At 71.0% G+C, this 24,645-nt stretch carries 20 protein-coding genes and 2 pseudogenes; 12 read left to right on the top strand and 10 right to left on the bottom strand.

Annotation, left to right across the window (positions count from 1 at the left end; genetic code table 11):
• Nucleotides 1-15: 15 nt before the first annotated feature.
• Nucleotides 16-294 (bottom strand): hypothetical protein, encoded by a 279-nt coding sequence (locus ABZT06_RS20470; RefSeq protein WP_355742411.1) that lies wholly within the window; start codon nt 292-294, stop codon nt 16-18.
• Here ABZT06_RS20470 and ABZT06_RS20465 point away from each other — a divergent pair.
• From ABZT06_RS20465 to ABZT06_RS20450, 4 genes and pseudogenes are all read left to right on the top strand, one after another.
• A complete protein-coding gene (locus ABZT06_RS20465; protein ID WP_355742408.1) occupies nt 284-484 on the top strand; it encodes a ferredoxin in 201 nt (66 codons plus the stop codon). The genes ABZT06_RS20470 and ABZT06_RS20465 overlap by 11 nt on opposite strands.
• Before the next feature lie 102 nt (nt 485-586).
• Complete coding sequence (locus ABZT06_RS20460) at nt 587-940, top strand: ferrous iron transport protein A (RefSeq protein ID WP_355742405.1); 354 nt, start codon at nt 587-589, stop codon at nt 938-940.
• Between the two features lie 386 nt (nt 941-1,326).
• Nucleotides 1,327-2,232, top strand: a complete 906-nt coding sequence (locus ABZT06_RS20455; protein ID WP_355742403.1) for a tetratricopeptide repeat protein — start codon at nt 1,327-1,329, stop codon at nt 2,230-2,232.
• Nucleotides 2,233-2,264: 32 nt separating this feature from the next.
• Nucleotides 2,265-2,454: pseudogene (locus tag ABZT06_RS20450) on the top strand (50S ribosomal protein L11 methyltransferase); the annotation flags it as partial.
• Nucleotides 2,455-2,694: 240 nt separating this feature from the next.
• Here ABZT06_RS20450 and ABZT06_RS20445 read toward each other — a convergent pair.
• Nucleotides 2,695-4,149, bottom strand: a complete 1,455-nt coding sequence (locus ABZT06_RS20445; protein ID WP_355742400.1) for an APC family permease — start codon at nt 4,147-4,149, stop codon at nt 2,695-2,697.
• Between the two features lie 136 nt (nt 4,150-4,285).
• Between ABZT06_RS20445 and ABZT06_RS20440 the strand changes: the two genes are divergently transcribed.
• A complete protein-coding gene (locus ABZT06_RS20440) occupies nt 4,286-5,467 on the top strand; it encodes an ROK family transcriptional regulator (RefSeq protein WP_355742397.1) in 1,182 nt (393 codons plus the stop codon).
• Nucleotides 5,468-5,877: 410 nt separating this feature from the next.
• Here the strand turns inward: ABZT06_RS20440 and ABZT06_RS20435 are convergent, their stop codons facing one another.
• Nucleotides 5,878-6,573 (bottom strand): SDR family NAD(P)-dependent oxidoreductase, encoded by a 696-nt coding sequence (locus ABZT06_RS20435; RefSeq protein WP_355742394.1) that lies wholly within the window; start codon nt 6,571-6,573, stop codon nt 5,878-5,880.
• Between the two features lie 102 nt (nt 6,574-6,675).
• On the opposite strand from ABZT06_RS20435, the gene ABZT06_RS20430 reads away from it, so the two are divergent.
• Nucleotides 6,676-7,554, top strand: a complete 879-nt coding sequence (locus ABZT06_RS20430; protein ID WP_355742391.1) for a helix-turn-helix transcriptional regulator — start codon at nt 6,676-6,678, stop codon at nt 7,552-7,554.
• Between the two features lie 228 nt (nt 7,555-7,782).
• Here the strand turns inward: ABZT06_RS20430 and tkt are convergent, their stop codons facing one another.
• From tkt to ABZT06_RS20410, 4 genes are all read right to left on the bottom strand, one after another.
• Complete coding sequence (tkt, locus tag ABZT06_RS20425) at nt 7,783-9,894, bottom strand: transketolase (RefSeq protein ID WP_355743061.1); 2,112 nt, start codon at nt 9,892-9,894, stop codon at nt 7,783-7,785.
• 227 nt (nt 9,895-10,121) lie between these two features.
• Entirely contained in the window at nt 10,122-10,787 is a 666-nt protein-coding gene (locus ABZT06_RS20420) for an HAD family hydrolase (protein WP_355742388.1), read from the bottom strand.
• Between the two features lie 9 nt (nt 10,788-10,796).
• Nucleotides 10,797-10,982: a hypothetical protein gene (locus ABZT06_RS20415; RefSeq protein WP_355742386.1), complete on the bottom strand. Its 186-nt coding sequence runs from the start codon at nt 10,980-10,982 to the stop codon at nt 10,797-10,799.
• Nucleotides 10,979-11,335, bottom strand: coding sequence for a hypothetical protein (locus ABZT06_RS20410; protein ID WP_355742383.1), 357 nt, complete (start codon nt 11,333-11,335; stop codon nt 10,979-10,981). The genes ABZT06_RS20415 and ABZT06_RS20410 overlap by 4 nt, the downstream gene beginning before the upstream one ends.
• A 221-nt stretch (nt 11,336-11,556) precedes the next feature.
• On the opposite strand from ABZT06_RS20410, the gene ABZT06_RS20405 reads away from it, so the two are divergent.
• The gene (locus ABZT06_RS20405; RefSeq protein ID WP_355742381.1) at nt 11,557-12,120 is read left to right on the top strand and encodes a hemerythrin domain-containing protein; all 564 of its coding nucleotides are present in this window, start codon (nt 11,557-11,559) and stop codon (nt 12,118-12,120) included.
• A 66-nt stretch (nt 12,121-12,186) separates the two neighbouring features.
• Here the strand turns inward: ABZT06_RS20405 and ABZT06_RS20400 are convergent.
• A pseudogene (locus tag ABZT06_RS20400) lies at nt 12,187-12,342 on the bottom strand (maleylacetate reductase); the annotation flags it as partial.
• Nucleotides 12,343-12,566: 224 nt separating this feature from the next.
• Nucleotides 12,567-13,055, bottom strand: coding sequence for a GNAT family N-acetyltransferase (locus tag ABZT06_RS20395; protein WP_355742379.1), 489 nt, complete (start codon nt 13,053-13,055; stop codon nt 12,567-12,569).
• 267 nt (nt 13,056-13,322) lie between these two features.
• Between ABZT06_RS20395 and ABZT06_RS20390 the strand changes: the two genes are divergently transcribed.
• Both ABZT06_RS20390 and ABZT06_RS20385 read left to right on the top strand, forming a co-directional pair.
• Nucleotides 13,323-16,559, top strand: coding sequence for an ABC transporter permease (locus ABZT06_RS20390; RefSeq protein WP_355742376.1), 3,237 nt, complete (start codon nt 13,323-13,325; stop codon nt 16,557-16,559).
• 35 nt (nt 16,560-16,594) lie between these two features.
• Nucleotides 16,595-19,429 (top strand): hypothetical protein, encoded by a 2,835-nt coding sequence (locus ABZT06_RS20385; protein ID WP_355742373.1) that lies wholly within the window; start codon nt 16,595-16,597, stop codon nt 19,427-19,429.
• Between the two features lie 30 nt (nt 19,430-19,459).
• On the opposite strand, the gene ABZT06_RS20380 is transcribed toward ABZT06_RS20385, so the two are convergent.
• Entirely contained in the window at nt 19,460-20,425 is a 966-nt protein-coding gene (locus ABZT06_RS20380) for an ABC transporter ATP-binding protein (protein ID WP_355742370.1), read from the bottom strand.
• A gap of 568 nt (nt 20,426-20,993) precedes the next feature.
• Here ABZT06_RS20380 and ABZT06_RS20375 point away from each other — a divergent pair.
• The 3 genes from ABZT06_RS20375 (at nt 20,994) to ABZT06_RS20365 (ending at nt 24,614) form a co-directional block, all read left to right on the top strand.
• Nucleotides 20,994-21,599, top strand: a complete 606-nt coding sequence (locus ABZT06_RS20375; RefSeq protein ID WP_355742368.1) for a dihydrofolate reductase family protein — start codon at nt 20,994-20,996, stop codon at nt 21,597-21,599.
• Nucleotides 21,600-21,663: 64 nt separating this feature from the next.
• Nucleotides 21,664-22,044, top strand: a complete 381-nt coding sequence (locus ABZT06_RS20370) for a YrdB family protein (RefSeq protein ID WP_355742365.1) — start codon at nt 21,664-21,666, stop codon at nt 22,042-22,044.
• A 221-nt stretch (nt 22,045-22,265) separates the two neighbouring features.
• The gene (locus ABZT06_RS20365; protein ID WP_355742362.1) at nt 22,266-24,614 is read left to right on the top strand and encodes an alpha-L-fucosidase; all 2,349 of its coding nucleotides are present in this window, start codon (nt 22,266-22,268) and stop codon (nt 24,612-24,614) included.
• Nucleotides 24,615-24,645: the final 31 nt, after the last annotated feature.

Raw genomic sequence — 24,645 nt, 5'->3', positions numbered from 1 at the left:
AGACCCGTGAGCCGATCACGCCGGGCGATGCCCGTTCGCAGCGCAGGTGATGACGAACTCGCCTCCGTCTGAACCGCCTGCCGCGATCTGTGCGCGCCCGAACGATCCGACCCAGCCCGGCTGCTGATCGTCCACCACCGCACCGAACAGCAGCGAACCCCGGCCTAGGGCACTCCAGTCGTTGTGGCAGCACACGGCGACATTGCTCACCGACGCGATCACGGCGACTGCTGCTCGCCCCCCCTCATCCCCCGCCCCCACCAGATCCTGAGGAGGACCCAGCATGAAGATCACCGTCGACGAGGAGAAGTGCTGCGGCGCCGGCCAGTGCGTGCTCATCGCCCCCGAGGTGTTCGACCAGCGCGATGAGGACGGCATCGTCATCCTGCTGGACGCGGAGCCCGCTGCCGAGCAGCATGCCGCCGTGCGCGAGGCCGCGAGCGTCTGCCCGGGCGCCGCCATCTTCGTCGGCGAGGAGGCGTGAGCGCCGCGCTGGACACCGATCCGCACCTTCCGTACGGCCGGCCGCCGTTGTCAGGTCTTAATCCTCTGGCGATCCTGAAGTGGTGCGGGCACAGTGATCGGCATGACAGACAGTTCGGGCCCTGTTCCCGCGCAGGTGGAGGACCGCCAGGCGGTCGAGCACATCCTCGGCCGTCCCTTGAGCCAGACATGGCCGACGGGAGCGCTGGCTCCGGGCAGTCGTGTCACGGTCGTTCGCGCGCAGGACTGGGACGGTCCTTGGCAGGTCGAGTTTGCTGGAACGATCGATGCGATGGCCGCACCCGAACCCAACAAGCATGCCCAGGCGCTCCCGGGTGAGTTGCTGTACTGGGTCGCCTTCGACACACCGCAGCATGACAGCAGCGGGGATGGCCCCTATCGCAAGGCCCAGATCTGGGGTCGTTTTCTGCGGGCCGGGACCGAGCCCAGAGCATAGACGTCCCGGGGGTGGGGCATCACGAAGCCGGTGCCGGGTAGCCGCCGTCCGCGATCGTCATGGTGCAGCCGACCGCGACGCAGAGTGGTTGGTGTAGCCGCTGATCCTGGGACTACTCGGCGACCGTGTAGTCGCTGGTGGGCGCCGGGCGCCAACCACGATCAGCGCGCGGCCGGAGCGCGAGCAGCGGACTTTGAGATCCCGAACAGCGGGGGCCGAACTGCCGCGGGCTCAGGCCGGTGAACGGATCTGTTCAGGACGGTTCCGACGCCGCGGTCCGACGGCCGGACCAGGGATATCATCGGACGATGTCGAATCGGGCCGTAGCAGCTGGAGTAGGTCTTGCCCGGGTGATGGTGCACTGCGGGGGCAGTCCATCAGCAGCCGTGGACCACCTGGCGGGTGCCATCGCCTCCGCGCCCGAGAACCCCGAGCCGTATGCGGTGCTTGCCGAGTTGTGGAGTGACAAGCAGCCGGATCTCGCCGAGGTCATCAGGGGTGCCGACTCCTTGAGGACGGTACTGGCGCAGTCGTACTTCAGTTTCCTTGAAGGGGACATGAACAGCGCGGCGCTGGCGATCGGATCGGTCACGGGTGCGCGACCGGACATCGCGTGGGCCAAAGCCCCCTGGTTCAGCGATGCTGAATTCCTCGGTGCGGTGGGTGCCGACTGGCTGGCCGAGGCCGCGATGCGGACGATGGACCATGGCCATGTTGTGGACAACGAAAGCACGCGGGAACGATTCCGGCCCTGGTTCCGAGCCATCGACGTGGTCGCCGCGCGCCAGCCATTGCCGGACGCGTTGGCCAAGATGGCGATCCTGCTGCGGACATGCGGTCTCACCGATGCGGCCTTTGCCCTCTGCGACCAGGCGGACTCCGTCGAACGGATCATGCTGACGGAAGTCGTGCGAGCGGGCACGTGGCGCAAGCTGGGTGATCTTCAGCAGACCGTGGCGGCGTTCGAGCGTGCTCTTGCCCTGGACCCGGCCAACTGGTCGCTCTGTCTCGACCTGGCCGATGTGCATGCTGAGCAGGGCGACTTCACCTCTGCGGTCCGGCTCGTCGATCAGGGGATGAGGTACGAGCCGGCTGAGCTCTCACTTCGCGCGGCCGGGGCTGCCTACCGGGCACGACTGACCGGCTCGCCTGCCGATCTGAGCGAACTCGTCGAGCTGGCGCCGAACCTGCCGAACGACTCGTACCGCGACCTGCTGATTGATCTCGCGTGCGCCGGCCCCGCGCTTCCTGCCGAACTCGTGGCAGCGGCCCGGCACATCCAGAACAGCTGAGGCCCCGCTCCCGGCGAGATCGTCATGCCGGTACGGCGTTTGACCTCGGCACGGGAACCGGCGTCCTCGCCGCAGTCCTGGCCTATCGCGGCATCCAGCGTGTCGTGGCCACCGGCATCAGCCCGCTGCCCTGGCCTGCGCCAGGGAGAACGTCCACCGGCTCGCGCCCCGCTACCCGCCCGTCCGACCAGCTCCCTCGAGCAAGGCGTCTACGCCCCGGACGGCACCATGCGGTGGGCGGTGCGGGTGCCGCTCATGGCGTGCCGCTCAGATGCCAGAGGGACGTGGTCTCGGCGTCTCGTGCCGTGGGGAGGGGATCGGTGCCGTCCTCGGAGCGCGGGTGCCGGGGACTGGTGTCGATCTTGTCTACGACGCGGAGACCGACTGCCTCGGACAGGATGAGCCAGACCTCGCTGCAGGTCTCCCGCCACGGCACGTCGGCGTCTGGAGACGTCGGCGAGGTTACGCGCCCGCCGGCTCCGCTCGTGCTGTCTCGGGCGTCAGGTACTCCTCCGTGATCTCCTTCGGGCCGAACGGCCACACCTTCTCGAAGCGTGCCCACAGCACGTACGCCACGCAGCCGAGGGCCAGCCAGGCCAGCGACCACTCGATGGGGTGGCGGCCCGGCGAGTTCTTGTCCGCGTAACCGTAGATCACGCACCAGCCGGCGAAGGCGATGATGCTCGGCACCGGGTAGAGCCACATCCGGTACGGCCGCTTCAGCGTCGCCTGTCGCCTGCGCAGCACGCTCAGCGCCACGATCTGGGCCAGCGCCTGGACGATGACCATCACTGTCGTCAGGAGCTGGATCAGGGTCGCCAGGTCGGTGTGACGGCCGATCAGGAACCCGATCGCCGTGATCACGCCCATCGTCGCGAGGCCGAGGGTGGGGAAGCGATGCTTGGAATGGAGCTTGGCGTAGGGGCGGAAGAAGACCCGGTCGCGGGCGGCGTCGTAGGGCACGCGCGAGCCGCCGAGCAGGCCGGTGAAGACCGAGGCGAAGGCCGTGATCAGGATGAGGACGGTGACCGTGTCGGCGGCTCCCTTGCCCCAGGTCTCCTCCAGTACCGCCGAGGCCACCGAGGTGGAGGCGATGTCCTTCGCGTCCGTCATGCGATGCCAGTCGATCACGCCCAGCGTGCCGATCTGCAACAGCAGGTAGATCGCCATGATGCCCAGGATGGAGAAGATGATCGAGCGGGGCAGGTTGCGGCCCGGGTCCTTGATCTCGGCGCCCATGTAGGCGGTGGTGTTGTAGCCGAGGTAGTCGTAGATGCCGATGGTCAGGCCGCCCGCAAAGCCGATCCAGAAGGTGTTGCTGCCCAGGTCGAAGGCGTGCGCCGGGTAGGTGAAGGCGAGATGGGTACTGAAGTCGGTCGCCGCGGCCAGGATGACCAGCAGCACCGATGTGATCATGACCGCCCACATCACGGCCGTGATGCGCGCGATGTGCTCGATGCCCCGCCACAGCAGGATCACGACCAGGGCGATGACGCCCAGGCCGACCAGGTCGCCGGAGGTCTTTCCCAGGTCGGGGGCGAGGTAGCCCAGGTACTGGACGAAACCGACCACGCCGGTCGACATGATCAGCGGGATGAAGAGCATCGCCGTCCAGACGAACAGGAACGGCATCAGCCGGCCGGTGCGGTACTGGAAGGCCTGGCGCAGATAGACGTAACTGCCGCCGGAGCCGGGCATCGCGGCGCCCAGTTCGGCCCACACCAGTCCGTCGGCCAGCGCGAGGATCGCGCCCGCGACGAATCCGACCACCGCCTGCGGGCCGCCGAACGCGGCGACCATCAGCGGGATCGTGACGAACGGACCGATGCCGCACATCTGGCTCATGTTGATGGCCGTGGCCTGGAACAGGCCGACGCGACGGACGAAACCACCGCTGGGCGGCGGGCTACCGGACATGCAGGCTCCTGGGGTGGTGAGGCGCGAAGGGGGTGAGGGGCGGCGTGCGGGCCGGTATCCGGTGTCTTGGCCGATAAAGTTAAGGAGCCTTACTTGATGCGTCAAGAGGGGGCTCCCTGTGCGTGAGAATGGTGCGATGGCCGCCGGTGACGTCGTAGAGCAAGAGCAGCCCTGGAACCGGCAGCGGCTGCGCAGCACCAACGAGCGGTTGCTGCTGGAGCGGCTGCGTGCGGCCGGCCCCGCGTCCCGGGCGCAGCTCGCCCGGGAGAGCGGCCTGTCCAAACCGACCGTCTCCAGCGCCCTCGCCGCACTGGAGTCGGCCGGACTGGTCCGCGAGGTGGGCACCCACGTGCCCGAACGCGGTCGTACGGCGGTGCTGTACGCGCCCGATCCGGCGGCCGGTCATGTCCTCGGCATCGACGTCGGCCGGAGCTGGCTGCGGGTCGCCGTGGCCAACCTGGACGGCACGGTCGTCGCCCGTTCCGACGTGCGCAACCAGGCCCGCAGCTCGGGTGCGATGGCCGACCTGGTGGTGTCGACGGCCCGGCAGGCCGTCGACCGTTCGGGCATGGCGCCGGACGAGGTGGTGCACGCGGTGGTGGGCACGCCGGGTGTGTACGACGAGGAGCACCGCCGGGTGCGGTACGCGATGCACCTGCCGGGCTGGGGGCGTGCCGGCCTCTTCGACCGGATGCGCGAGGAGCTGGGCATCCCGCTGGAGGTGCACAACGACGCCAACCTCGCCGCCCTCGGTGAGTACACGTACGGCGTGGGAGCAGGGAGCCGACTGTTCGCGTACATCCTCATCGGCACCGGTCTCGGCATGGGCGTGGTGAGCGAGGGGCGTTTGTTCACGGGGGCGCACGGGCTCGCCGGGGAGATCGGATTCCTGCCGTGGCCCGGACAGCAGAAGCCGGAGCGGCTCGAGGACGCGGTGTCGGGCGTGGCGGTCGTGGAGGCGGCGCGCCGGTTCGGCATGCGGGGGCAGCTCACCGCGAAGGCCGTGTTCGACGCGGCTCGGCAAGGAAACGACGCCGCCGTCCAGGCGGTCCGGCTGGAAGGCGAGCGCATCGCCCACACGGTGGCCGCGGCGGCCGCCGTTCTCGACCCGGACCTCGTGGTCCTCGGCGGCGGAGTCGGCCACAGCGTCGACCTTCTCCTGAAGCCGGTGCGGGACAACCTCAAAGCCCTGACCCCATTGCGCCCGAAACTCGCCCCCAGCCGGCTCGGCGAGGACGCGGTCCTCCTCGGCGCGGTGGCGACGGCGCTCGGGACGGCCCGGGAGGTGGTGTTCGAGCGACGGTCCGCGATGTCCTGAGCAGCCCGGCCCGGCGCAGGCTCGGGCTGTGGCAGGCCGTGGCATGCCGTGGTGCTCGGGACGGCCCGGGCGGCCTTGCGGGCCTCTGCCGCGCAGGCCACCCGATACCAGCGGTCACCGAGTGCAGTGGGCCTGACTGGCAGCCCTGCTCAAGTGCGCCTGGCTCATGCTCCTGACGCACCTCTGCGGACCAGCACCACCCCTCCCCCACGGCGGGCCCGGGCCCTCACCCCGGACCGGGGCCGACCAGCACGGCAGGCCATCGTCGGACAGTGCCGCACGCTCCGCCGCGACCCCACCCCATTCTGGCGTGCGCGCCCTCGCGAGGAGCCGGATCGCGACCCCGGTGCCGTGCGGCCGCACTCCGCGGGTCTCGTGAGTGCCGCGTCCGCACCGGGTTCAGAGGTGGATCACCAGGCCACCACCCCGTGGCGGTCACGGAAGACTCCGGTCGGGCCGTCCGCGCCGATGGTGGCGAGTTCGACGATCGCGTCGGTCCCCTCGCTCACGGTCTGCGGGCCGCTGTGCCCGTTGAAGTCGGTCGCGGTGTAGCCCGGGTCGGCCGCGTTCACCTTCACGTCCGGCCAGGACTTCGCGTACTGCGTGGTCAGCATGGTCACGGCCGCCTTGGACGAGGTGTAGAGCGGCACGACGGCCCGGCTTTCGACGCGCCCGGGGTCATGAGTGGCCGCGAACGACCCCATACCGCTGGACACGTTGACGATGACCGGGTTCGCGGACTTGCGCAGCAGGGGCAGGAACGCGTGCGTCACCCGGACGATCCCCACGACATTGACCTCGAACACCTCGCTCGCGTCAGCGGCCGTGAGCTGGTCGGCGGGGCTGTGCGATCCCAGGACGCCCGCGTTGTTGATCAGGACGTCGATGCCGCCCTCGCGGCCCCCGATGTCGGCGGCGGCCGCGGCCACCGACGCGTCGTCGGTCACGTCGATCTGCACGAAACGGGCGCCGAGTGTGTCGGCGGCCGCTTGGCCGCGCGCGGTGTCGCGAGCGCCGACGAGGACGGTGTGGCCGGCCTCGATCAGTCGGCGGGCCGTCTCGTACCCGAGGGACTTGTTGGCTCCTGTGATGAACGTTGTGGTCATGCGTTCACTCTCGGCCGGTGACGAGAGGACAACCAGTGCCCCCTGCGACGGTAGGACTGTCAGTACCAGGCACGACGGCCCTCCGGCGGACACAATGGTCCGGTGGACGAGACCCTTGGCACGGCATTGCGGCGCTGGCGCGACCGCCTTTCCCCCGTCGACGTCGGACGGACGTCGCGGCCCGGACGGCGTGCGCTGGGATTGCGACGTGAGGAACTGGCCGACCTCGCCGGGCTGTCCGTCGACTATGTGGTGCGGCTTGAGCAGGGGCGGGCCACGAGCCCTTCGGCCCAGGTCGTCGCGAGCCTTGCCAGGGCATTGCAACTGCAGCCGGCGGAGCGCGATTACGCCTACCGGCTGGCCGGTCTCCTCCCACCCCAGGACGGGACGATCTCCACGCACGTGCCGGCGGGGGTCCAGCGGATGCTGGCTCGCCTCGGGGAGTTCCCCGTGGGCGTGTTCAGTGCCGACTGGACTCTGCTGTCCTGGACTCCCGCCTGGGCAGCGCTCATAGGCGACCCCAGCGCGCGGACGCCCCGCGAGCGGAACCTGGTGCGGACGGTCTTCACCTCAGGGCCCAGAGGGCTCGCGGCCTGGCCCGTCATCCAGGACGGCGACGGCCTGAATCCCGCCCTCGTCGCCGATCTGCGCACGGCCCTCATCGACTACCCCCACGACAGTGCACTCATCGACCTTGTCGCGGAACTGCGCTCCACCAGTGCGGAGTTCGCCCGGCTGTGGGACGAGGGTGCGGTCGGTCAGCACGTCTCCGCCCGCAAGACCGTCGTGCACCCCCAGGTCGGCGAGGTGACGTGCGACTGCGACGTGCTCACCGTCCCGGGATGCGACGTCCGTCTCGTCCTCTACACGGTGGCCGCGGGGTCGGTCGATGCGGAGAAGCTGGAGTTCCTGCGGGTCACGAACGGCGTCGGCGCCGAAGGATCCTCGCCTCCGGAACCCGGCCTGTTCTCCACGAGGTGACCAGTCGGGCGGCGTCCGGATCGACCCGCGACTCACGTGCCGGTGTCGTGCGCCGCCCCGGGGACAGCGCGACACCCGGCCTTCGGGGCCGGTGCGCTGTGCCACCGGGGCGAGTCGGTCGCAGGCGTCGCGGACGTCAGCGGCGGCGCTGGTCCGCAGCGCCTTCTCAGACGCTGACCTTGCGGATGGCCATCGCGTGCACCTGATCCTCGTAGGAGGGCCGGCGGTTCAGCGATCGCCGGTGGGGGTGTGCAGGACGCCGGTGCTGTCCGGGCCGGTGGGGGCCACCGGTGGCGCCTCGACGGCGGCAAGGCTCTCCCGGGCCGCTGCGACCACCGCGTCGGCGGTGAGCCCGAACTGCTCGTACAGCACGGTGTAGGCGGCGCTGGCACCGTAGTGGTCCAGACCGACGATCCGGCCCGCGTCACCGACGTACTCCCGCCAGCCCATGGGCACGCCGGCCTCGACGCTCACCCGGGCGCGGACCGTGGGCGGCAGCACCTGCTCCCGGTAGGCCCGGTCCTGGGCGGCGAACCACTCCCAGCACGGCAGTGACACGACCCTCGTCGCGATGCCGTCGGCCTCCAGCGTCTCGCGGGCTGCGACGGCGATCTGCACCTCGGAGCCGGTCCCCATCAAGATGACCTCGGGGGTACCGCTGGAGGCTTCGGCCAGCACGTAGCCGCCCCTGGCCACGCCCTCGGCGGAGGCGAACTCCGTGCGGTCGAAGACGGGCAGGTTCTGCCGGGACAGCGCGAGCCCGGCCGGGCGGTCGTTGTGCTCGAGGATGGTGCGCCAGGCCACCGCGGTCTCGTTGGCGTCGGCCGGGCGGACGAAGTCCAGGCCGGGGATGGCCCTGAGCGCCGCGTAGTGCTCGATCGGCTGGTGGGTGGGGCCGTCCTCGCCCAGGCCGATGGAGTCGTGCGTCCACACGTACGTGACCGGGAGCTGCATGAGCGCGGCCAGCCGCACCGCCCCGCGCATGTAGTCGGAGAAGGTGAGGAACGTGCCGCCGTACACGCGGGTCCCGCCGTGCAGCGCGATGCCGTTCATGATCGCGCCCATGGCGTGCTCACGGACTCCGAAGTGCAGCGTGCGCCCGTAGGGGCCGCCCGACCACATCTTGGTCTGCCGGTCCGTGGGCAGGAAGGATGCCTCTCCCTTGACCGCAGTGTTGTTGCTCTCCGCCAGGTCGGCCGAACCGCCCCACAGCTCCGGCAGGACCGGGTACAGGGCGGCGAGGACCTCGCCGGAGGCCTTCCGGGTGGCCAGACCCTTCGGATCGGCGTCCCAGGTCGGCAGGTCGTCCGCCCAGCCCTGCGGCAGCCGGCGGGTGGACAGCCGCTCCAGCAGCGCGACGCCGTCGGGGTTGTCGGCGCGCCAGGCGTCGAAGCGCTGCTGCCACTTCGCGTGCGCCTGTTCGCCCCGCTGGGCGACCCGGCGGGCGTGTTCGAGCACCTCCGGGGCGACCTCGAACGTCTTGTCGGGGTGGAAGCCGAGGATGTCCTTGGTCGCCCGGACCTCGTCCTCGCCCAGCGCCGACCCGTGTGCCGCGCCGGTGTTCTGCTTGTTCGGCGCGGGCCAGCCGATGATCGTCCGCAGCACGATCAGCGACGGGCGGCCGGTCTCGGCCCGGGCGGCGGCCAGCGCGCGGTCGACCGCAGCCAGGTCCTCGCCGTCGTCGACGTGCTGCACATGCCAGCCGTAGGCCTCGTACCTCTTACCGACATCCTCGGTGAACGCGACGTCCGTGTTGTCCTCGATCGAGATCCTGTTGTCGTCGTAGACCAGGACCAGGTTCCCCAGCTCCTGAGTACCGGCCAGGGACGACGCCTCGCCGCTGACGCCCTCCTCGAGGTCGCCGTCGGAGGCGAACGCCCAGATGACGTGGTCGAAGACGCTCTCGCCTTCGGGGGCGGAGGGGTCGAGCAGGCCGCGCTCACGGCGGGCGGCCATCGCCATACCGACGGCGTTGCCGACGCCCTGGCCCAGCGGACCGGTCGTCGTCTCCACCCCCGGCGTGTGATTGACCTCGGGATGGCCAGGAGTCAGAGAGCCCCAGGTCCGCAGCGCCTCCAGATCCGAGATCTCCAGGCCGTAGCCGGAGAGAAAGAGCTGGATGTACAAGGTGAGGCTGGAGTGCCCCATCGACAGCACGAAGCGGTCACGGCCGACCCAGTTCGGGTCGCCCGGGTCGTGGCGCAGCCACTTCTGGAACAGCAGGTAGGCCGTGGGAGCCATGCTCATGGCGGTGCCGGGGTGGCCGTTGCCGGTCTTCTGCACGGCGTCCATCGCCAGCACACGCACGGTGTCGATCGCGCGCCGGTCGAGATCTCCCATCCCTTCGGGGAGGGTGGGGTGCGGCTGGAAGGGGCTGCCGGTGGGGGCGTCGCTCGTGGCTTCGGCGGGTGCTTCGGGGCGGGTGCTCTTCGTCGCCGTGGTGGGGTCTGTCTCGTTGGCGGTCATGGGTCGCGGTGCTCCCTCGGGGGTGGGGCGGTGGACGTTCGAACCGCACGACCGGACCCGGCGTGCCTCATCCGGGCGCGGGTTCGGCGGCGGCGGAGGTGTCAGGCGAGTGGGGTGTCGTTCAGCGCTTTCGCGAGGTCGCCGGGGGTGTCGTAGAGGGCGATGGCGCCGGCCTTCTGCAGCTCGTCGTCCCCGAAGCCGCCGGAACGGACGACGATCGCCGGCATCCCTGCTCTCTTCGCCGCCTCAACATCCCATACGGAGTCGCCGACCATCACACTCGACGCGTCGGGCGGCGCGCCCAGCTTCTTGAGCGCCACCTGGAGCAGGTCCGGCGTGGGCTTGGAGGACTCGACGTCGGCGCTGGTGGTCCAGTCGTCGACGATGTCGCGGGCGTCCAGCTTGTCCAGAAAGACGTCCACGTGGCGCTGCTGGCCGGAGCTGGCCAGGACCAGCCGATGACCGCGTTCCTTGATGGCCACGAGCAGATCGCGCGCACCGGGCAGGAGCGCCATCTCCTCCAGCAGCGCGTCGACCTCCTTGCCCTGCTGCTCCCGGGCCACATCGCCCACCCGGCGCTCCAGGTCCTCGCCTCCGACAGCGGTGACCACGTGGTCCCCGCCCATCCCGATCAGCCGGTGCAGCCGCCACACCGGAAAGGTCTCGCCCACCGAGCGCAGGGCCCGGTACCAGGCGAGCGCATGCTGGTAGTTGGAGTCGATGAGCGTGCCGTCAATGTCGAGGATGGCGATGGCGGATTCGGTCACGCTCACCGGCTACCCGCGAGCCCGATGCCCACACAGAGTCCGCGAGGTGATCATCGGGGCGGTCACCTTGCTGGAGGTCGGTGTCGACGTTGCCCGGGACACGTTCCCGGCGTCCTCGTAGGGATCGAGCATGAGGGGCCCGGGTGCGTACTTCACCGCGTTGGTGACCAGCGAGCTGACGACCAGCTGCGTCATGCGGCTGTGGCGAAAGCGGCGGCGATGCTGACGGCCGTCTCGGCGCTGGCATGGATGGCCAGGCGGATGCCGGTTGTATCGGCGTTCACCTCGAGCAGGCGCCGTGCGGGGAAGCTGGGGGTGGCGACGGACATGAACACGCCGAGGTCGCTGCACATCCGGTGGGCGCGCAGAACGGCGCTCACCGCTGCACCGGATGCGGCAGGTTCGTCAAGAACCAGGACCACGGGTGCCGACTTGTGGGCGTGCACCAGGCCGCTGATCTCCGCGAGGAGGGCGGCCCGCCCGCCGATGCCGGGGTCGTCATGCACGACGATGACGAGCACACCCTGTTCCAGTGAATGCGACAGCATCGTAGGCTCCCATCCTTCCTCTGCGAGGGAATCCAAGGTGTAGCTCCCCTTTCCGCATTCTGCAATGCGACATGTGGCGGACAACCGCAGAAATCAGGCCACGGCGACTCGACCGCCGCGCAGATCTCGTCCTCTCGCTGGCTACCAGAACGGGCGCGGGCGCTCCGTATGCCGCAGCCTGGCAGAGCACCGGAAAATCCGAGAAAAGGAACACAGTAGCCATGGGACACGGCGGCAATGTCATCAGTGAACTGACCACCGACCACCGCGAGGTCGACGAGCTCTTCGCGCAGATCCAAGCGCTGCCCGCAGACGACAAGAACCGACGCCGTCTCGCCGACCAGCTCACGATGGAGCTGGTCCGCCACTCGGTCGCCGAAGAGCAATACCTTTACCCCACGGTGCGCCGCTACGTCGACGGCGGCGACGACCTCGCCGACAAGGAGATCGCCGACCACGCCGAAGTGGAGCGGATGCTCAAGGAGCTCGAAAAGTGCGAGCCCGGCGACGTCAGGTTCGACTCGCTCGTGACGCAGCTGAAAACCTCGGTGACCGCGCACGTAGCCGACGAAGAAGGACATCTCTTCCCGCTCCTTGCCGACGTGTGCTCCCCCGAAGCCCTTGAGGAACTGGGCGAGAAGGTGCGCTCGGCCAAGAAGACGGCCCCGACCCGCCCGCACCCCTCAGCGCCCGACACACCGCCGGCCAACAAGCTCCTCGCGCCGGGTGCGGGCATGGTCGACCGCGTACGCGACATGCTCTCCGGCCGCGGCCGAGACAACTGACAGCAGACAGCAGACAGCAGAACCCGACGCCAGAGCCGGTCAGGAGGCGGAGGACGGCCGCCCCCGGTCCCGGCCGGTGCGTTTGCGCCCGCACTCGGTCAGGTCCCGCACAGGTGTCCTCTCCGAGCCCGCGTAGGTCGTCGGCACACTGATCACGGGCAGGCCGGAGGTCAGGGCGATCGCCTTGCCCCGGCCGATCGTGAAGCCGCCGCCGATGGCCAGCCGGTCGTGCGGGCCGCTTCGGCGACCTCGGCCAGGACGGGTGGGCGGGCCTCGGTGTACCCCCGACGCCCCGGCGCAGGAGCCCCGGAGGTGCGGAATTCACAGGGGGAAAGCCGCTGGCGCAGGCGATCAGCACGCCAGGGCAGAAGAAGCGCACGCCCACGCGGAGCGCACGCCGGCCACCACGCAAGCGAGACCAGTGCCCCGCCGACCAGCACACCACGTCATCCCGAAGAAATGCGAAACTCGAACTCGGGACGGTCCCACGGCACGGCGGGCGGGTTCGCGAAGACGGTCCCGGTACGCACCGCACCGACACGGTGGTAGAAGTCCTCGGCGGAAACGTGCGACACGACCCTGAGACGGTCGACCCCGGCGGCACGGGCCTCGGACTGCATGTGCGCGACGAGCAGCCGTCCGATACCCCGTCCTTGCACGTCGTCGGCGACGAACAGCAGGTCGAGCTCCGGTGGGGCGAGGACGAGCGAGTAGAACCCGAGGACCCGGCCTCCGTGCTCGTCGGCACCGACGGCCACAAAGACGCGGTGGGCCGCAAGGTAATCAGGACCGACCCGGTAGCCCGCAACTGCGCCCGCGTACTTCCCCTCGTAGGCGGACGAGCCACGCACGATCCGCGTGAGCCGCTTGGCATCCCGCGCGACTGCCCTCCGTATCGTGATCGGCTGGCTGATCGGGGTTGTGCGTGCACTCATCGGGAGAGTATTTCGCACCGGGGAGCGCCTTCTTGCCGGGGGGTACCGACAGGTCACCGGCGGCCACGACGGATCAGCAATTCTTGTGCCGTTGGGAGGATGCCTGGTAGGACTGTGGCGCGCCGTCACCGTCACATGTTCGATTCTGCGGGGGTTCATGTGGTCGCCACGGCCTTCACGTCTTCGCCGCGGCAACGCCCGGAGACTCCACGCCCGGCCCGCCGACGGCTACCCGTCGTGGCCAGGCGGGCCACGCAGCATGGTCTGGTGCTGGCCGCTGTCACGGTGACCGTGCTGCTCTGTGCGACGTCGCTTGCCGCGCTCGCGGCGCTGGCAGGGAATTCCGTGCAGGCCGGGGCCGTGCGGCGGCTGGCCGCCGACCTCGACGCGCAGGTGAACGTCAGCGCGTCCTTCCGAGCCGGAGGCATGGCCGCCGCCGATCGAGATGTCCGGGCCGCCGCCGAGCGGGTGTTCGCCGGGGTGCCGCAGCGGACCTATGTGGGGCTGGTGGGCACGTCGCCGGTATCCGTGACCGGGGTCGACGGGGCGGACCCGCCGAGCGGTCCCGGGGGCAGCGGGCTGCACCCGGTCGCGGTGCAGGACGGGGGCAGGTTCGGGCGGCTGTTATCCGGGCGGTGGCCCGCCGACACGGCCGACGCCCCGGCCGGCGCGTTCACCTCACTCCCCGAGGTCCGGGTCGCCACCGGGTCCACCGCCCCGGTCGACGCCGCGGTGCCCGACGCGCTCGCCAGGCGTCTGGTGGTGAAACCCGGCTCCAGCCTTCAGGTGCAGGACGCCTTCGGGCGCGCCATGACGCTGCGGATCACCGGCGTCTTCCGGGCGAGCGGCGCCGTCGGGTTCTGGCCCGCGATGGCCGGCGACCTGGCCCCGGGGCAGACCGCCGACCAGCGCCTGCTGGTGGTGTCGGCGTCCGCTCTCAACGGAAGCGCCGTCCTGAACGGGCAGCTGACCGCCCACTGGAGTGTGCAGCCCGACTTCTCCCGTATCGACGCGGGCAGCCTCCCCGACCTGCACGACCGACTGCGCGCTTTCTCCGGCAGCCAGAGCCGCATCTCCGTGTTCGGCGGGCGGGAGCCGTCGCTCGACGACCTGACAGTGAGCTCCGGTCTGCCGGGCGCGATCGACGACCTGTCCGTGCCGATGGTGGCGGCCCGGTCCTCGCTGTACCTGCCGAGCGTGATGCTGGCCGCCCTCGCCCTGGCGACCCTGGTGCTGGCCGCGCGTCAGTTGACGGTGCGTCGGCACGGTGAGCTGGCACTCCAACGGGCCAGAGGCGCCGGCACCCTGCGGTTGCTGCGCGGTGCGGCGGCCGAGTGGGCGCTCACCGGCGTTCCGGCCGCCGTCGCCGCGCCCTTCCTGGCCGAGCTGCTGCACCCCGGTGGCCGGGGCACCGGCGCGTGGGCGGCGGTGGGTCTGACCCTGCTGGTGCACGCGGCGGCGGTGCTGCTGCCCGTGCTGCCGTCGGCGCGGTCGAGGCCGACCCGAGGCGCGCGGGCCGCCGCCGCGCAGCGGCTGGGCGCCGACCTGGCGTTGCTGGCCGTCGCGGCCCTGGGGTATCTGGAACTGCGGCGGCACCACTCGCTGATCGCCGGTCTGGGCACCGGCAGCGCGTCCGCGGACCCGGTGCTGGTCCTGGTGCCCGCCCTGGTGGCCGGCGCCGCCGCGCTCCTGCTGCTACGACTGCTGCCGCTGACGTCCCGGCTGCTGGACGTGTTCGCCCGTCGCAGCCGGGGCCTCGTCCTCGCCCTGGCCGGCTGGCAGTTGAGCCGACGGGCCGCGCGCAACGCCGGGCCGGTGGTGCTGATGTGCCTGGCCGTCTCGGTGAGCGCTTTCGCCACCACCGCGCTGGCCTGCCTGCACGGACTGGCGTCCGAGGAGGCCGCGTTCACGGTCGGCGCGGACGTGCGGATCTCTCCGTCCGCGGCCGACAGTTATCCCTCCTCCGTACTGGGCGCCGCCTATCGCGCGCTGCCGGCGGTGACCGCCGTGGCACCGGTGACGCAGTCGATCGTGACCCTGCCCGGCGGCGCCAACGCGGACCTGGCCGGCACGATCGGCGGACCCGCTCCCCGCACCCCGTCACCGGCCGCCTTCGGGATACGGCTCCCCGGGCGTCCGACCGCGCTGCTGCTGGACGAGCGGCTGAGCAGCGACGGCAGCCGGGCGGCGCCGAGCCTGGAACTGACCGTGCAGGACGCGTCCGGCCTCGTCAGCACGGCGACGACCCGCCTGCCCGCCGCCGACGGAACCAGGCACACCGTCGTGGTCCCACTCGACGTGGCGCTGAGCGGCGGTCACCCCCGGGAGTATCCGCTGACGGTGACCGCCGTCGGCGTCCTGCCGCAGCCGAAGGTGCGTCCCGCGCGGCTGGACCTGGAACTGCTCCGGGTGGGCGCGCGCGGCCCGGCGGACACCTGGGCCACTCGGCTCCCCGCCGGGCAGGTCTGGGCCAACGGCACGGACCACGCCGCCGACTCCACCGCGGGCGCGTGCGAAGGAAAGCTGACCGGCGTCTACGATCCCGGCACCCCCGGAGTGTGCTCCGTCGTTCCCGGCGGCTCCGAAGTCCTCCAGACGACCATCAGCACCGGCATCCGGGCCTCCCAGGCCACCGAAGACGCCCTCGGTGGCCTGTCCGACAGCGACTACGACACCCGGCCCGCCAGCCGGGTGCGACTCGTAGCGGGCCCGACCGGCCGGCCGGCACCGCTGCCCGTGCGCGCCGACGCCTCGGCGCTGAACGAGGCGCGCCTGGGCGTGGGCAGCACCACCACGCTGGAGCTGGGCGGCGCCCGGGTCACCGCCACGGTGGTGGGCCGAGTCGACGCGCTGCCCGGACTGGGCCGCGGACAGGGGCATCTGATCGCCGACCAGCGCCAACTCGCCACCGCCCTGACCCGGGCCGGTGCCGACCCCGAGGATCCCGCGTTCTGGCGGCTCAGCAGCACCGACAGCGCGCGTACGGCCGCCGCCGCCGAGGCGCAGCCCGCGCTGGGGCGCGTCACCACCACGGCACGCACCGCCGCATCGTTGCGGGACGACCCGTTCCGCAGCGGGCTGCGCCGGGTACTGGAACTGGTCCGGTATCTGGCCCCAGGTTTCGCGGTCATCGCCTTCACCGTGCACGCGGTGGTCTCCACCCGGCAGCGACGCAAGGAGTTCGCCCTGCTGCGGGCGATCGGCGTCCGTGCCGGAAGCCTGTCCGCGCTGCTGGGCGCCGAGCAGCTGAGTCTGTCGCTGTTCGCGGTCGTCCCGGGGGCGCTCATGGGCGTGGCCCTGGCATCGGCCGTGCTGCCCCTGGTCACCGTGGACGACAGCGGACAGGCCCCCTATCCGCCGCTGCCGCTGGTCATCCCCTGGGGTGTCGTGGCGCTGACCGCGGTGGCGACCGCTTGGGCCATCAGCGCGGTGGTGCTGGCCCTGGCCCGGCTGCTGGCCCGGGTGGACCTGGTACGTGTGCTGCGAGCGGGGGAGGACCGTTGAACCGGGCGGCCGGACACGACCGGAGAGAGCGGACGGTGACGCGACCCGTGGGCACTGGCGCGGCGGTGACGCGGCGCCTGATACGCAAGGAGACCCGCGGCGACCTTCCGCTGCTGGTCTGTTTGGCGGTGGTGGTCCTGGTCCTGACGGCGCTCTGCGCCTGGGTCCCCGCCTTCGCCGGCGGCCAGGAGGACCGGGCCCTACGGCAGCGGGTCGGCGCCGCGCAGGCCCAGGGGCCCCTGATCAGCCTGAGCACCACACCCCAGGTCTTCGACACCGTGCCGCCCGCCCTGGACGCGGCCTCCCTGCTCGACGCCGGCCGCACCCTCACCGAGCAGCTCAGCGGGCCCGCCGCGCGGCATCTGACCATCACGGGCGGCAGCTACGACTACGGCCAGGCGTCCCTGATCTCACCGCAGCCGCCGGGGCCTGCCGACACCAGCACCCAGCTGACCGCCAATTATCTGCCGTCCGCGCGGGCCCACCTGCACTACGTCAGCGGCCACGCGCCGGCCGACCACACGCCGCCCGGCAGCGCGCCCCAGATCGGGCTGTCGCAGACCACAGCGCAGGCCCTCGGTGTCCGCGCGGGCAGCCTGCTGACCCTGGAGTTCACCAAGACGCTCGGGGTACAAGATGCCCCGCCCCGGGCACAACTGCGGGTGAGCGGGATCTTCCGCGCAACGGCCGGGACCGATGACTTCTGGACCGGCCGGGAGACGCTGGACCAGCCGTCACGCTACCCGGCCGAGCACTCCGCAGGCACGGTGCTCGCCGTCCGCGGCCTCGTCGGGCGCGACGCCGCCGACCTGCTGGCCGGCGCCGGGGTGGGCGGCCCGCGGGTGACCTGGCAGCTGCGCGCCGACCTGTCCGGGGCGGCACTCGACCGTGCCCGCGCACTGACCGGGCCGCTGTCCCACTACAGCGCGGACCTCAGCGACGCCCTGTGCCAGGGAGTCGACCCGATCACCAGCGACCTCAGCTGCCACATCGGCGGCCAGGCCACCGGTCCCCTGCTGGTGACCGACTCCCTGACGCCGCTGCTCGCCGCCTTCGCCTCCCAGGACCAACAGGCCAGGGAACTGGGTACGTTCGCGGTCGACGCGCTGGCCGCGGTCGCGCTGGCCACCGTCATCGTCGCGGTACGGCTGCTGTTGCGCCGTAGGCAGGCACACCTGCGGTTGCAGCGCGCACGGGGCGCGTCCACCGCGCGGCTGGTGCTGCTGCGCTCCGCGGTGGCCTGGCCGGTGGTGATGGCCGCCGCCCTGCTCGGCTGGGCGGCTGGAAAGACCCTCGCTCCCACCGGCACCTCAGGATCGCCGCAGCCGATGACCGCCGCCCTCGCCGCCGCGGTGGTGGCGCTGACAGTGCCGCTGATGACCTGGCTCGCGGTCCGCGAGCCCCGCAGACCCGGCCGGCTACGGCGCTCACGCCGGAACATCGCCGTCGGCCGACGCGTGGTCCTGGAGCTGACGGTGCTGGTCACGACGGCGGCGGGCGTGGTCGCGCTGCGCACCCAGGGCCCCGACGGGATCCTGGGCGCGGTGCCGGTGCTGGTGGCGCTGACCGTCGTACTCATCCTGCTGCGCGGTTACCCGCTCGTCCTGCGCCCGGTGCTGCGGCGGACCCGGCGCGGCCGCGGAACGGTGGCCTTCATCGGGGCAGCCCGGGCCGCCCACGACGCCCCGGCGACCGGGCTGGCCCTGTTCGTCCTGGTGCTGACCCTGGGGACGGCCGTGTTCGGCGGCCTCGTGCAACGGACGATCGACGTCGGGGTGGCCACGGGTGCGGCCTGGACCGCCGGAGCCGACGCGAGCGCGAACGTGGCCGGGACCGTAACCCCCGCGCCCGGGGCCGACACCACCGGAACACGGACCGCCCTCCAGCACCTGTACACCCTCCAGCTGGTGGGACAGACCGACGGCACGGTGATCTCGCCGGTCGCCGTGATCACGGTGGATCCCCGGCAACTGGTCGCCGTCGCCCCGAAGTCGGCCCTGGCCGGCGCCCTGCTGTCCCGGCTGCCCACCCCGAAGGGAACCCGAGCCGACGCGAGCGCCCCGCTACCGTCCCTCGTCTCGCCCGGCCTGCGGGCGAGCGAGCGCACCGGCGGCTTCACCTCCACGATCGTGCCCAACGGGCAGCCACCGAAAGACCTGACCTTCAAGCCGGTCGGCACCCTCACCGCCGCGGAGCTGCGGGACCCTCTTCTCGGCCCGGTCACGGCGCAGATCACTGCCGGGACGCCGATGCTGATCACCACCGTCGCAGCCGAGCAACTGATCCCCCGACAATCCTCGGGAAGCACCGTCCTGCTCCTCAAGGGTGACGGCCCTGCCGACCCCGGACCGGCGGCACTGCGGTCGGCGGCGGCCAGGGCCCTCGGGCCGACGGCGCGGATCCACGTCCGCTCCCAGACGCTGAGCGCTCTGCGCGCGGACGGTCTGACGCGGGGACTCGGCACCCTCTACACCACCAGCTCCCTCCTGGCCGCCCTGTCGGGCCTGCTCGCGCTCATCCTGGAACTGACCCTCACCTCGCACGAGCGCAGCCGCACCACCTCGTTCCTGCGCACGCTCGGACTCGACGGCAAGGAAGCCGGGGCGCTGCACTTCCTGCAACTGCTGCCGCTGGCGGTCGCCTCAGCGGTGGGCGGCACGGTGCTCGGGCTGCTCGAACCGCGGCTCATGACGCGGACACTGGACCTGCGACAGTTCACCGGCGGCCCGGCCCAACCCGCGCTGCGCACCGACTACTCACTGACGATCGCCCTCATCGCCGGCGTGACGGCGCTGATCCTGGCCGCCGCGGTCACCGAGACCGTCCTCGCCCGCAGGCGCGGACTGGCAGGCGTACTGCGCCTCTCCTGAAGGCTCTCCCTCTGAGCGCTCTCAGCGCACTCAGCGCTTCGGGCCGCCGCTCGCCGCGTCCTGCGCCTCGGACCTCGCCCGGCGCGCGGCCTCGTCGGGCCACACACCGACGTGGTCGCTCTCCAGCACCAGGCGCACCCGCTTGCGCAGGTGCAGGCGCTCGGTGAACTCGCCCGGCAGCTGCAGCCGGCCGCTGGCGTCCAGTACCGCGTACTCCTCAGCGGTGAGCACCTGGACCCCGTCCTCGCCTGCGGCGACCCGGCGCAGCACCTCGGTCGAGGTGCGGCCGTTGCGGATCCCTACGGTGCGCTGCACCTGCTCGGCCACCAGCGCGTCGTGGGTGACCACCATCACGGTGACGCCCAGTTCCTCATTGGCTTGGCGCAGCGCCGCGAAGACCTCGTCGCTGGTGGCGGTGTCGAGTTCGCCTGTGGGTTCGTCGGCGAACAGCACCCGCGGCTCGTTGGCGTTGGCGACGGCGATGGCCACCCGCTGCTGCTCGCCGCCGGAGAGCGTGTCGGGGGTGCGGTCCCGGCAGTGGCCGACGGACAGCAGGTCGAGCAGTTCCTCCGCCCGGGCCCGGCGCCGGGAGCGCTTGATCCCGATGTACGTCATCGGAAGCATCACGTTCTCGGCCGCCGAGAGGTAGGGCAGCAGGTTGCGGGAGGTCTGCTGCCAGACGAAGCCCACGGTGCCGCGCCGGTAGCTGAGCCGCTCGCGGCGCTTCATCGCCAACAGGTCGTGTCCAGCGACCTCAGCGGCCCCCGCGGTGGGCACGTCCTGGCCGGAGAGTATGTGCAGCAGGGTGGATTTACCGGAGCCGGAGGCCCCGATCACCGCGATCATCTCGCCCTGTGCCACGGTCAGGTCGAGGCCCTGGAGAGCCTGTACCTCGACGCCCTCGGTCTGGTAGATCCGCACCAGGTTCTCGCAGACGACCATCCCCGCCTCGCGTTGCGGGGCCGTGGCTACGGTCCTCCGGCGCAGCTCGTCCAAGTCCGGTCCCCCGGGCGGCTGTTCGTGAACTGGCACACGGTCCCCCGAGAAGGCGAGGTTTGCGGACAACGCTGTCAAAGCGTCGCCAGGATAATGCGGAAGTCCGTACGAGGGGCGGGTTCCGCCGGGTCGGCGGCGGAACGCCGACCAGCGCGGCGCGATGCCCCCGCTTCCCTCCGGGCGGTGGCGTCCCCCGCCACCTCTGGAGAGGCGGTCCGGCGGGGCCGTACGCACCCGAGAAGACCCGGCTCCCGCGGCTGAGGTCAGCCGGGCCGCGACGTTCACGCCGATCAGCCGGTGCACCCGGCAACCGGCGTCGCGCATGACGACGGTGCGGCCGTGGCCGACGGTGGCGGGCAGCGGATTCCGTGGATCAGGCCCGACCGTCCGCACCGCCGCGTGTCCCGGAGGCAGACCTGGCCGGCGTGGGCACACCATGTGACCGATCCTGCGGCCACTGGCCGGTTGCCACAGCCGAAGGCGACTCACCCGGCGATCCCCCTCCGCGAACCCCGCCGATGAGTTTTCGGTGGTCGTGCCGTCTACCTCTCGACGAAGGGAGCGCACCATGCGCAAGATCATTGTCTGCACGTTCCTGACACTGGACGGCGTCATGCAGGCGCCGGGTGGTCCGGACGAGGACGCCGAGAGCGGCTTCGAGCACGGCGGCTGGCAGAAGCCGGTGTCCGACGACGAGGTCGGTGCGGCCATCGCCGGCTGGTACGAGCCCTCCGACGCGATGCTGCTCGGCCGCAAGACGTACGAGATCTTCGCGTCGTACTGGCCGACCGCCGATCCCGACAACCCGTTCACCGATCGGATGAACAGCATGCACAAGTACGTGGCGTCCCGAACCCTGACGTCCGTCGAGTGGCAGAACTCCACCCTGCTGGAGGGCGACATCGTCGATGCCGTGCGCACGCTGAAAGCGTCCGACGGAGGCGACATCAACGTCGTCGGCAGCGGCGACTTCGCCCAGACCCTCGTGCGGCACGGCCTGGTCGACGAATACCGGCTGACGATCCATCCGGTGATCATCGGCACCGGCAAGCGGCTGTTCGCCGACGGAGCGATCCCCACCGCGCTGGAACCGGTCAGCGTCTCGACGACGAAGAGCGGCACGATCGTCGGCGTCTACCGGCCGAACGGCAAGCCCGGCTACGACAGTTACTAGGCTTCCTGAGCCTCGTGCGGCAGCATGTGATCACGCTGAAGCCACGACGGGAGGGATTGCGCTCATGTCGTCCGGGTACGGCTTTCGGCCCTGGGCTCTCGGGGTGCGGTTCGTGTTGGAACTGGTGGCCCTGGCGTGCTTCGGCCTCTGGGCATGGGCCACCGCACCCGCACCCCTGCGGTATGTCTCCGTGATCGCCGTACCCCTGGTCGTGGCCGTGCTGTGGGGGGCGTTCGCCACTCCGGATGACGCGTCCCGGTCCGGGAAGACGGTGATCGCGACCCCTGGCCCCCTGCGGTTCCTGCTGGAATTGGCTGTGTTCTTCGGCGGTGCGGCGGCCTTGTACGCGGCGGGATCCCGCACTCCCGCCATGCTGCTCGCGGTCGCGCTGCTCGTGTACCACCTTCTGTCCTGGGACCGGGTCCTGTGGCTGCTCAGGCATTGAGGCCGCATCAGCCTTACCCAGGTCGGCTCAGCAAATGGCCGCGAAGTACCTACCGTCCCGAGCCGCTTTCCTGACGGCGTCGGCGCTGCCCCTTCCCGTCGGCCGGACTCCCGGACACCTGCAGCCATCCGACCTCTGATTCAACTCCCCTCCATGTCCGCCCCATTGACACTCCCCTGCGCCTCCCCAATCATCAAGACATCCGATGACTGGGAGCCGCCATGAGTACGTATCCAAGACGTCATGTCCTCGGCGTCACGGCGGGTGTTGCTGCCTCGGCCGCCCTTTCCTTCGCCTCCCCGACCGACGCCCGAGCTGCCCAGGAAGCCGAACAGCAGCGCGGAACGTGGGCGGCCGTGCCCGCTCCGGTCCCCGTCCCGCTCGACGGCCTGTACGACAACGACGGCATCGACACCGCCTCCGCGCGAGGCGGTGACTACGACGGGTCCGGCTACACGTTCCCGGGCGAGGAACTCCCGGCGGGCCAGGTGGTGGTGGACGGCGTTCCCTTCGTCTTCCCGTCCTCGGCCGCAGGCGCCAAGAACAACGTCGTCGCGCTCGGGCAGCGCATCGACCTGCCCAAGGGCCGCTACCTGGCGGCCTACTTCCTCACCTCGGGGAGTTACGGCAACGCCTCGGGCAAGGCGACGGTGCACTACGCGGACGGTTCGACCACGACAGGCGGCCTCACCGGAGCCGACTGGTACGCGGCGGGCGGCTCACTGTCGGCGTCGTACCGCTACGGCCCGGACGGCGCGAAGGACGCACACAGCGTCGGCATCGGCACGTCGGAGCTGTGGGTCGATCCGCAGCGCGAGGCGATCGCCGTCACCCTGCCGGTCACCCACGCACCCGAGGCGAACCAGACCTCGCTGCACGTGTTCGCGCTCTCCCTCCAGCCGGTCGCCCAGGGACGCGCACTGGTCCTGCGCGACGCCCGTTCCACGAACTCGCTCCTGACGTCCACCGGCGCCCAGAGCGTCGAGGCAACCGTCGTCAACGCGGGCACCGCCACCGTGCTGGCCGGCGACCACGTGTCGGTGCACGTGGACGTCCCGGGCGCCCGGACCGTGGAACCCGCCACCGTCCGCCGCCTCGACCCCGGCGAGCAGGCTCGCGTCCGCATCGGAATCCGCAACCGCGCGGGGACGGCACCGGGCACGTCCCAGGACGGCGTGGTGACGGTCACCGGCCGTGGCGCCACGGCCGCCACGCAGCGCAGCCGACTGTCCCTGGGCGTCGCCGACTACCAGCCGACCGAGGCGTCCCTCTCCGGTCACCAGGCGCCGTACTGGTTCCACAGCGCCAAGTTCGGCATCTTCATCCACTGGGGCGTGTACTCGGTGCCCTCCTGGGCGCCGGTCGGAAAGCAGTACGCCGAGTGGTACTGGGACCAGATGCAGGACCCCGCCAACGACACCTACGCCTACCACCGGCGGACGTACGGCGAGGACTTCGCGTACGACGACTTCATCCCCATGTTCACCGCGAAGAAGTTCGACCCCCGAGCCTGGGTCGAACTGTTCCGGGACGCCGGTGCCCAGTACCACGTGCTGACCTCCAAGCACCACGAGGGATTCGCCCTCTGGGACACCAAGGTCTCGGACCGCAACGCCGTGAAGATGGGCCCGAAGCGGGACCTGGTCAAGGAGTTGTTCGAGGCGTCCCGGCGCTACACGCCCGAACTCCACCGCGGCCTCTACTTCTCGATGCCCGAGTGGTTCAACCCGGACAACCCGTGGATGGGTCACGCCCCGCGCAACCCGTACACCCTCGACCCGGTGCCCTACACCGGATACAGCGCGGGCAAGGACTTCGTGAAGGACTACCAGGCCCCGCAGATGCTGGAGCTGATCCACGGTTACGACCCGGAGCTGATCTGGTGTGACATCGGCGGCGCCAACGACAGCGTGCACGTGCTCGCCGAGTACTTCAACCACGCCAAGAACCGGGCCCGCCCCATCGACGTCACCGTCAACAACCGCTCCGGGATCGCCTTCCACGACTTCACCACGCCCGAGTACACGACGTACGACAACACCGTGATCGCCAAGTGGGAGTCCAGCCGCGGCCTGGACCCCTTCAGCTACGGCTACAACCGGGCGACCCCCGACGGCTCCTACATGACGACGGAACAGGTCGTGCAGAGCCTGGTGGACATCGTCTCCAAGAACGGCAACTTCCTGCTCGACATCGGCCCACGCGCCGACGGCACCATCCCGGAGATCATGCAGACGCGGCTGCGTGAGACGGGTCAGTGGCTGCGGACGAACGGCGAGGCCATATACGACACGACGTACTGGTCGAAGATGGCGGAACTGGGTGAGGACCTCCGCTTCACCATCAGCCCGAACCGCGCCTTCTACATCCACTCGCTGGCACAGCCGGGCTCACGGCTCACCGTCGAGGCACCGGTACCGATCCGCAGCGGGGACACGGTGACCATGCTCGGTCACGACCGACCCCTGAACTGGATCGTCAACAAGGGAGCGTTGGTGATCGACGTCCCCGCGGCAGCCCGCAAGGCGGGACAGCATGTGTGGGTCTTCAAGGTGAAGTGGAGCTCCTGACCGACGACGCCGAAGCGTCGGCCGCCATCAC

Origin of the sequence: Streptomyces sp. NPDC005483, assembly GCF_040606035.1 — a bacterium.
Lineage (GTDB): Bacteria > Actinomycetota > Actinomycetes > Streptomycetales > Streptomycetaceae > Streptomyces.
The sequence above is the reverse complement of the archived record's forward strand: the minus strand, read 5'-3'. Positions and strand labels throughout refer to the sequence as shown.

What these genes read in the sequence shown, in the direction of transcription:
- ABZT06_RS20415 (WP_355742386.1), bottom strand. Translation starts at nt 10,982, where the DNA reads ATGACGCAGCTGGTCGTCAGCTCGCTGGTCACCAACGCGGTGAAGTAC.
- ABZT06_RS20445 (WP_355742400.1), bottom strand. Translation starts at nt 4,149, where the DNA reads ATGTCCGGTAGCCCGCCGCCCAGCGGTGGTTTCGTCCGTCGCGTCGGC.
- tkt (WP_355743061.1), bottom strand. Translation starts at nt 9,894, where the DNA reads ATGGGAGATCTCGACCGGCGCGCGATCGACACCGTGCGTGTGCTGGCG.
- ABZT06_RS20375 (WP_355742368.1), top strand. Translation starts at nt 20,994, where the DNA reads ATGCGCAAGATCATTGTCTGCACGTTCCTGACACTGGACGGCGTCATG.
- ABZT06_RS20440 (WP_355742397.1), top strand. Translation starts at nt 4,286, where the DNA reads ATGGCCGCCGGTGACGTCGTAGAGCAAGAGCAGCCCTGGAACCGGCAG.
- ABZT06_RS20410 (WP_355742383.1), bottom strand. Translation starts at nt 11,335, where the DNA reads ATGCTGTCGCATTCACTGGAACAGGGTGTGCTCGTCATCGTCGTGCAT.
- ABZT06_RS20370 (WP_355742365.1), top strand. Translation starts at nt 21,664, where the DNA reads ATGTCGTCCGGGTACGGCTTTCGGCCCTGGGCTCTCGGGGTGCGGTTC.
- ABZT06_RS20395 (WP_355742379.1), bottom strand. Translation starts at nt 13,055, where the DNA reads ATGAGTGCACGCACAACCCCGATCAGCCAGCCGATCACGATACGGAGG.
- ABZT06_RS20365 (WP_355742362.1), top strand. Translation starts at nt 22,266, where the DNA reads ATGAGTACGTATCCAAGACGTCATGTCCTCGGCGTCACGGCGGGTGTT.
- ABZT06_RS20405 (WP_355742381.1), top strand. Translation starts at nt 11,557, where the DNA reads ATGGGACACGGCGGCAATGTCATCAGTGAACTGACCACCGACCACCGC.
- ABZT06_RS20465 (WP_355742408.1), top strand. Translation starts at nt 284, where the DNA reads ATGAAGATCACCGTCGACGAGGAGAAGTGCTGCGGCGCCGGCCAGTGC.
- ABZT06_RS20460 (WP_355742405.1), top strand. Translation starts at nt 587, where the DNA reads ATGACAGACAGTTCGGGCCCTGTTCCCGCGCAGGTGGAGGACCGCCAG.
- ABZT06_RS20435 (WP_355742394.1), bottom strand. Translation starts at nt 6,573, where the DNA reads ATGACCACAACGTTCATCACAGGAGCCAACAAGTCCCTCGGGTACGAG.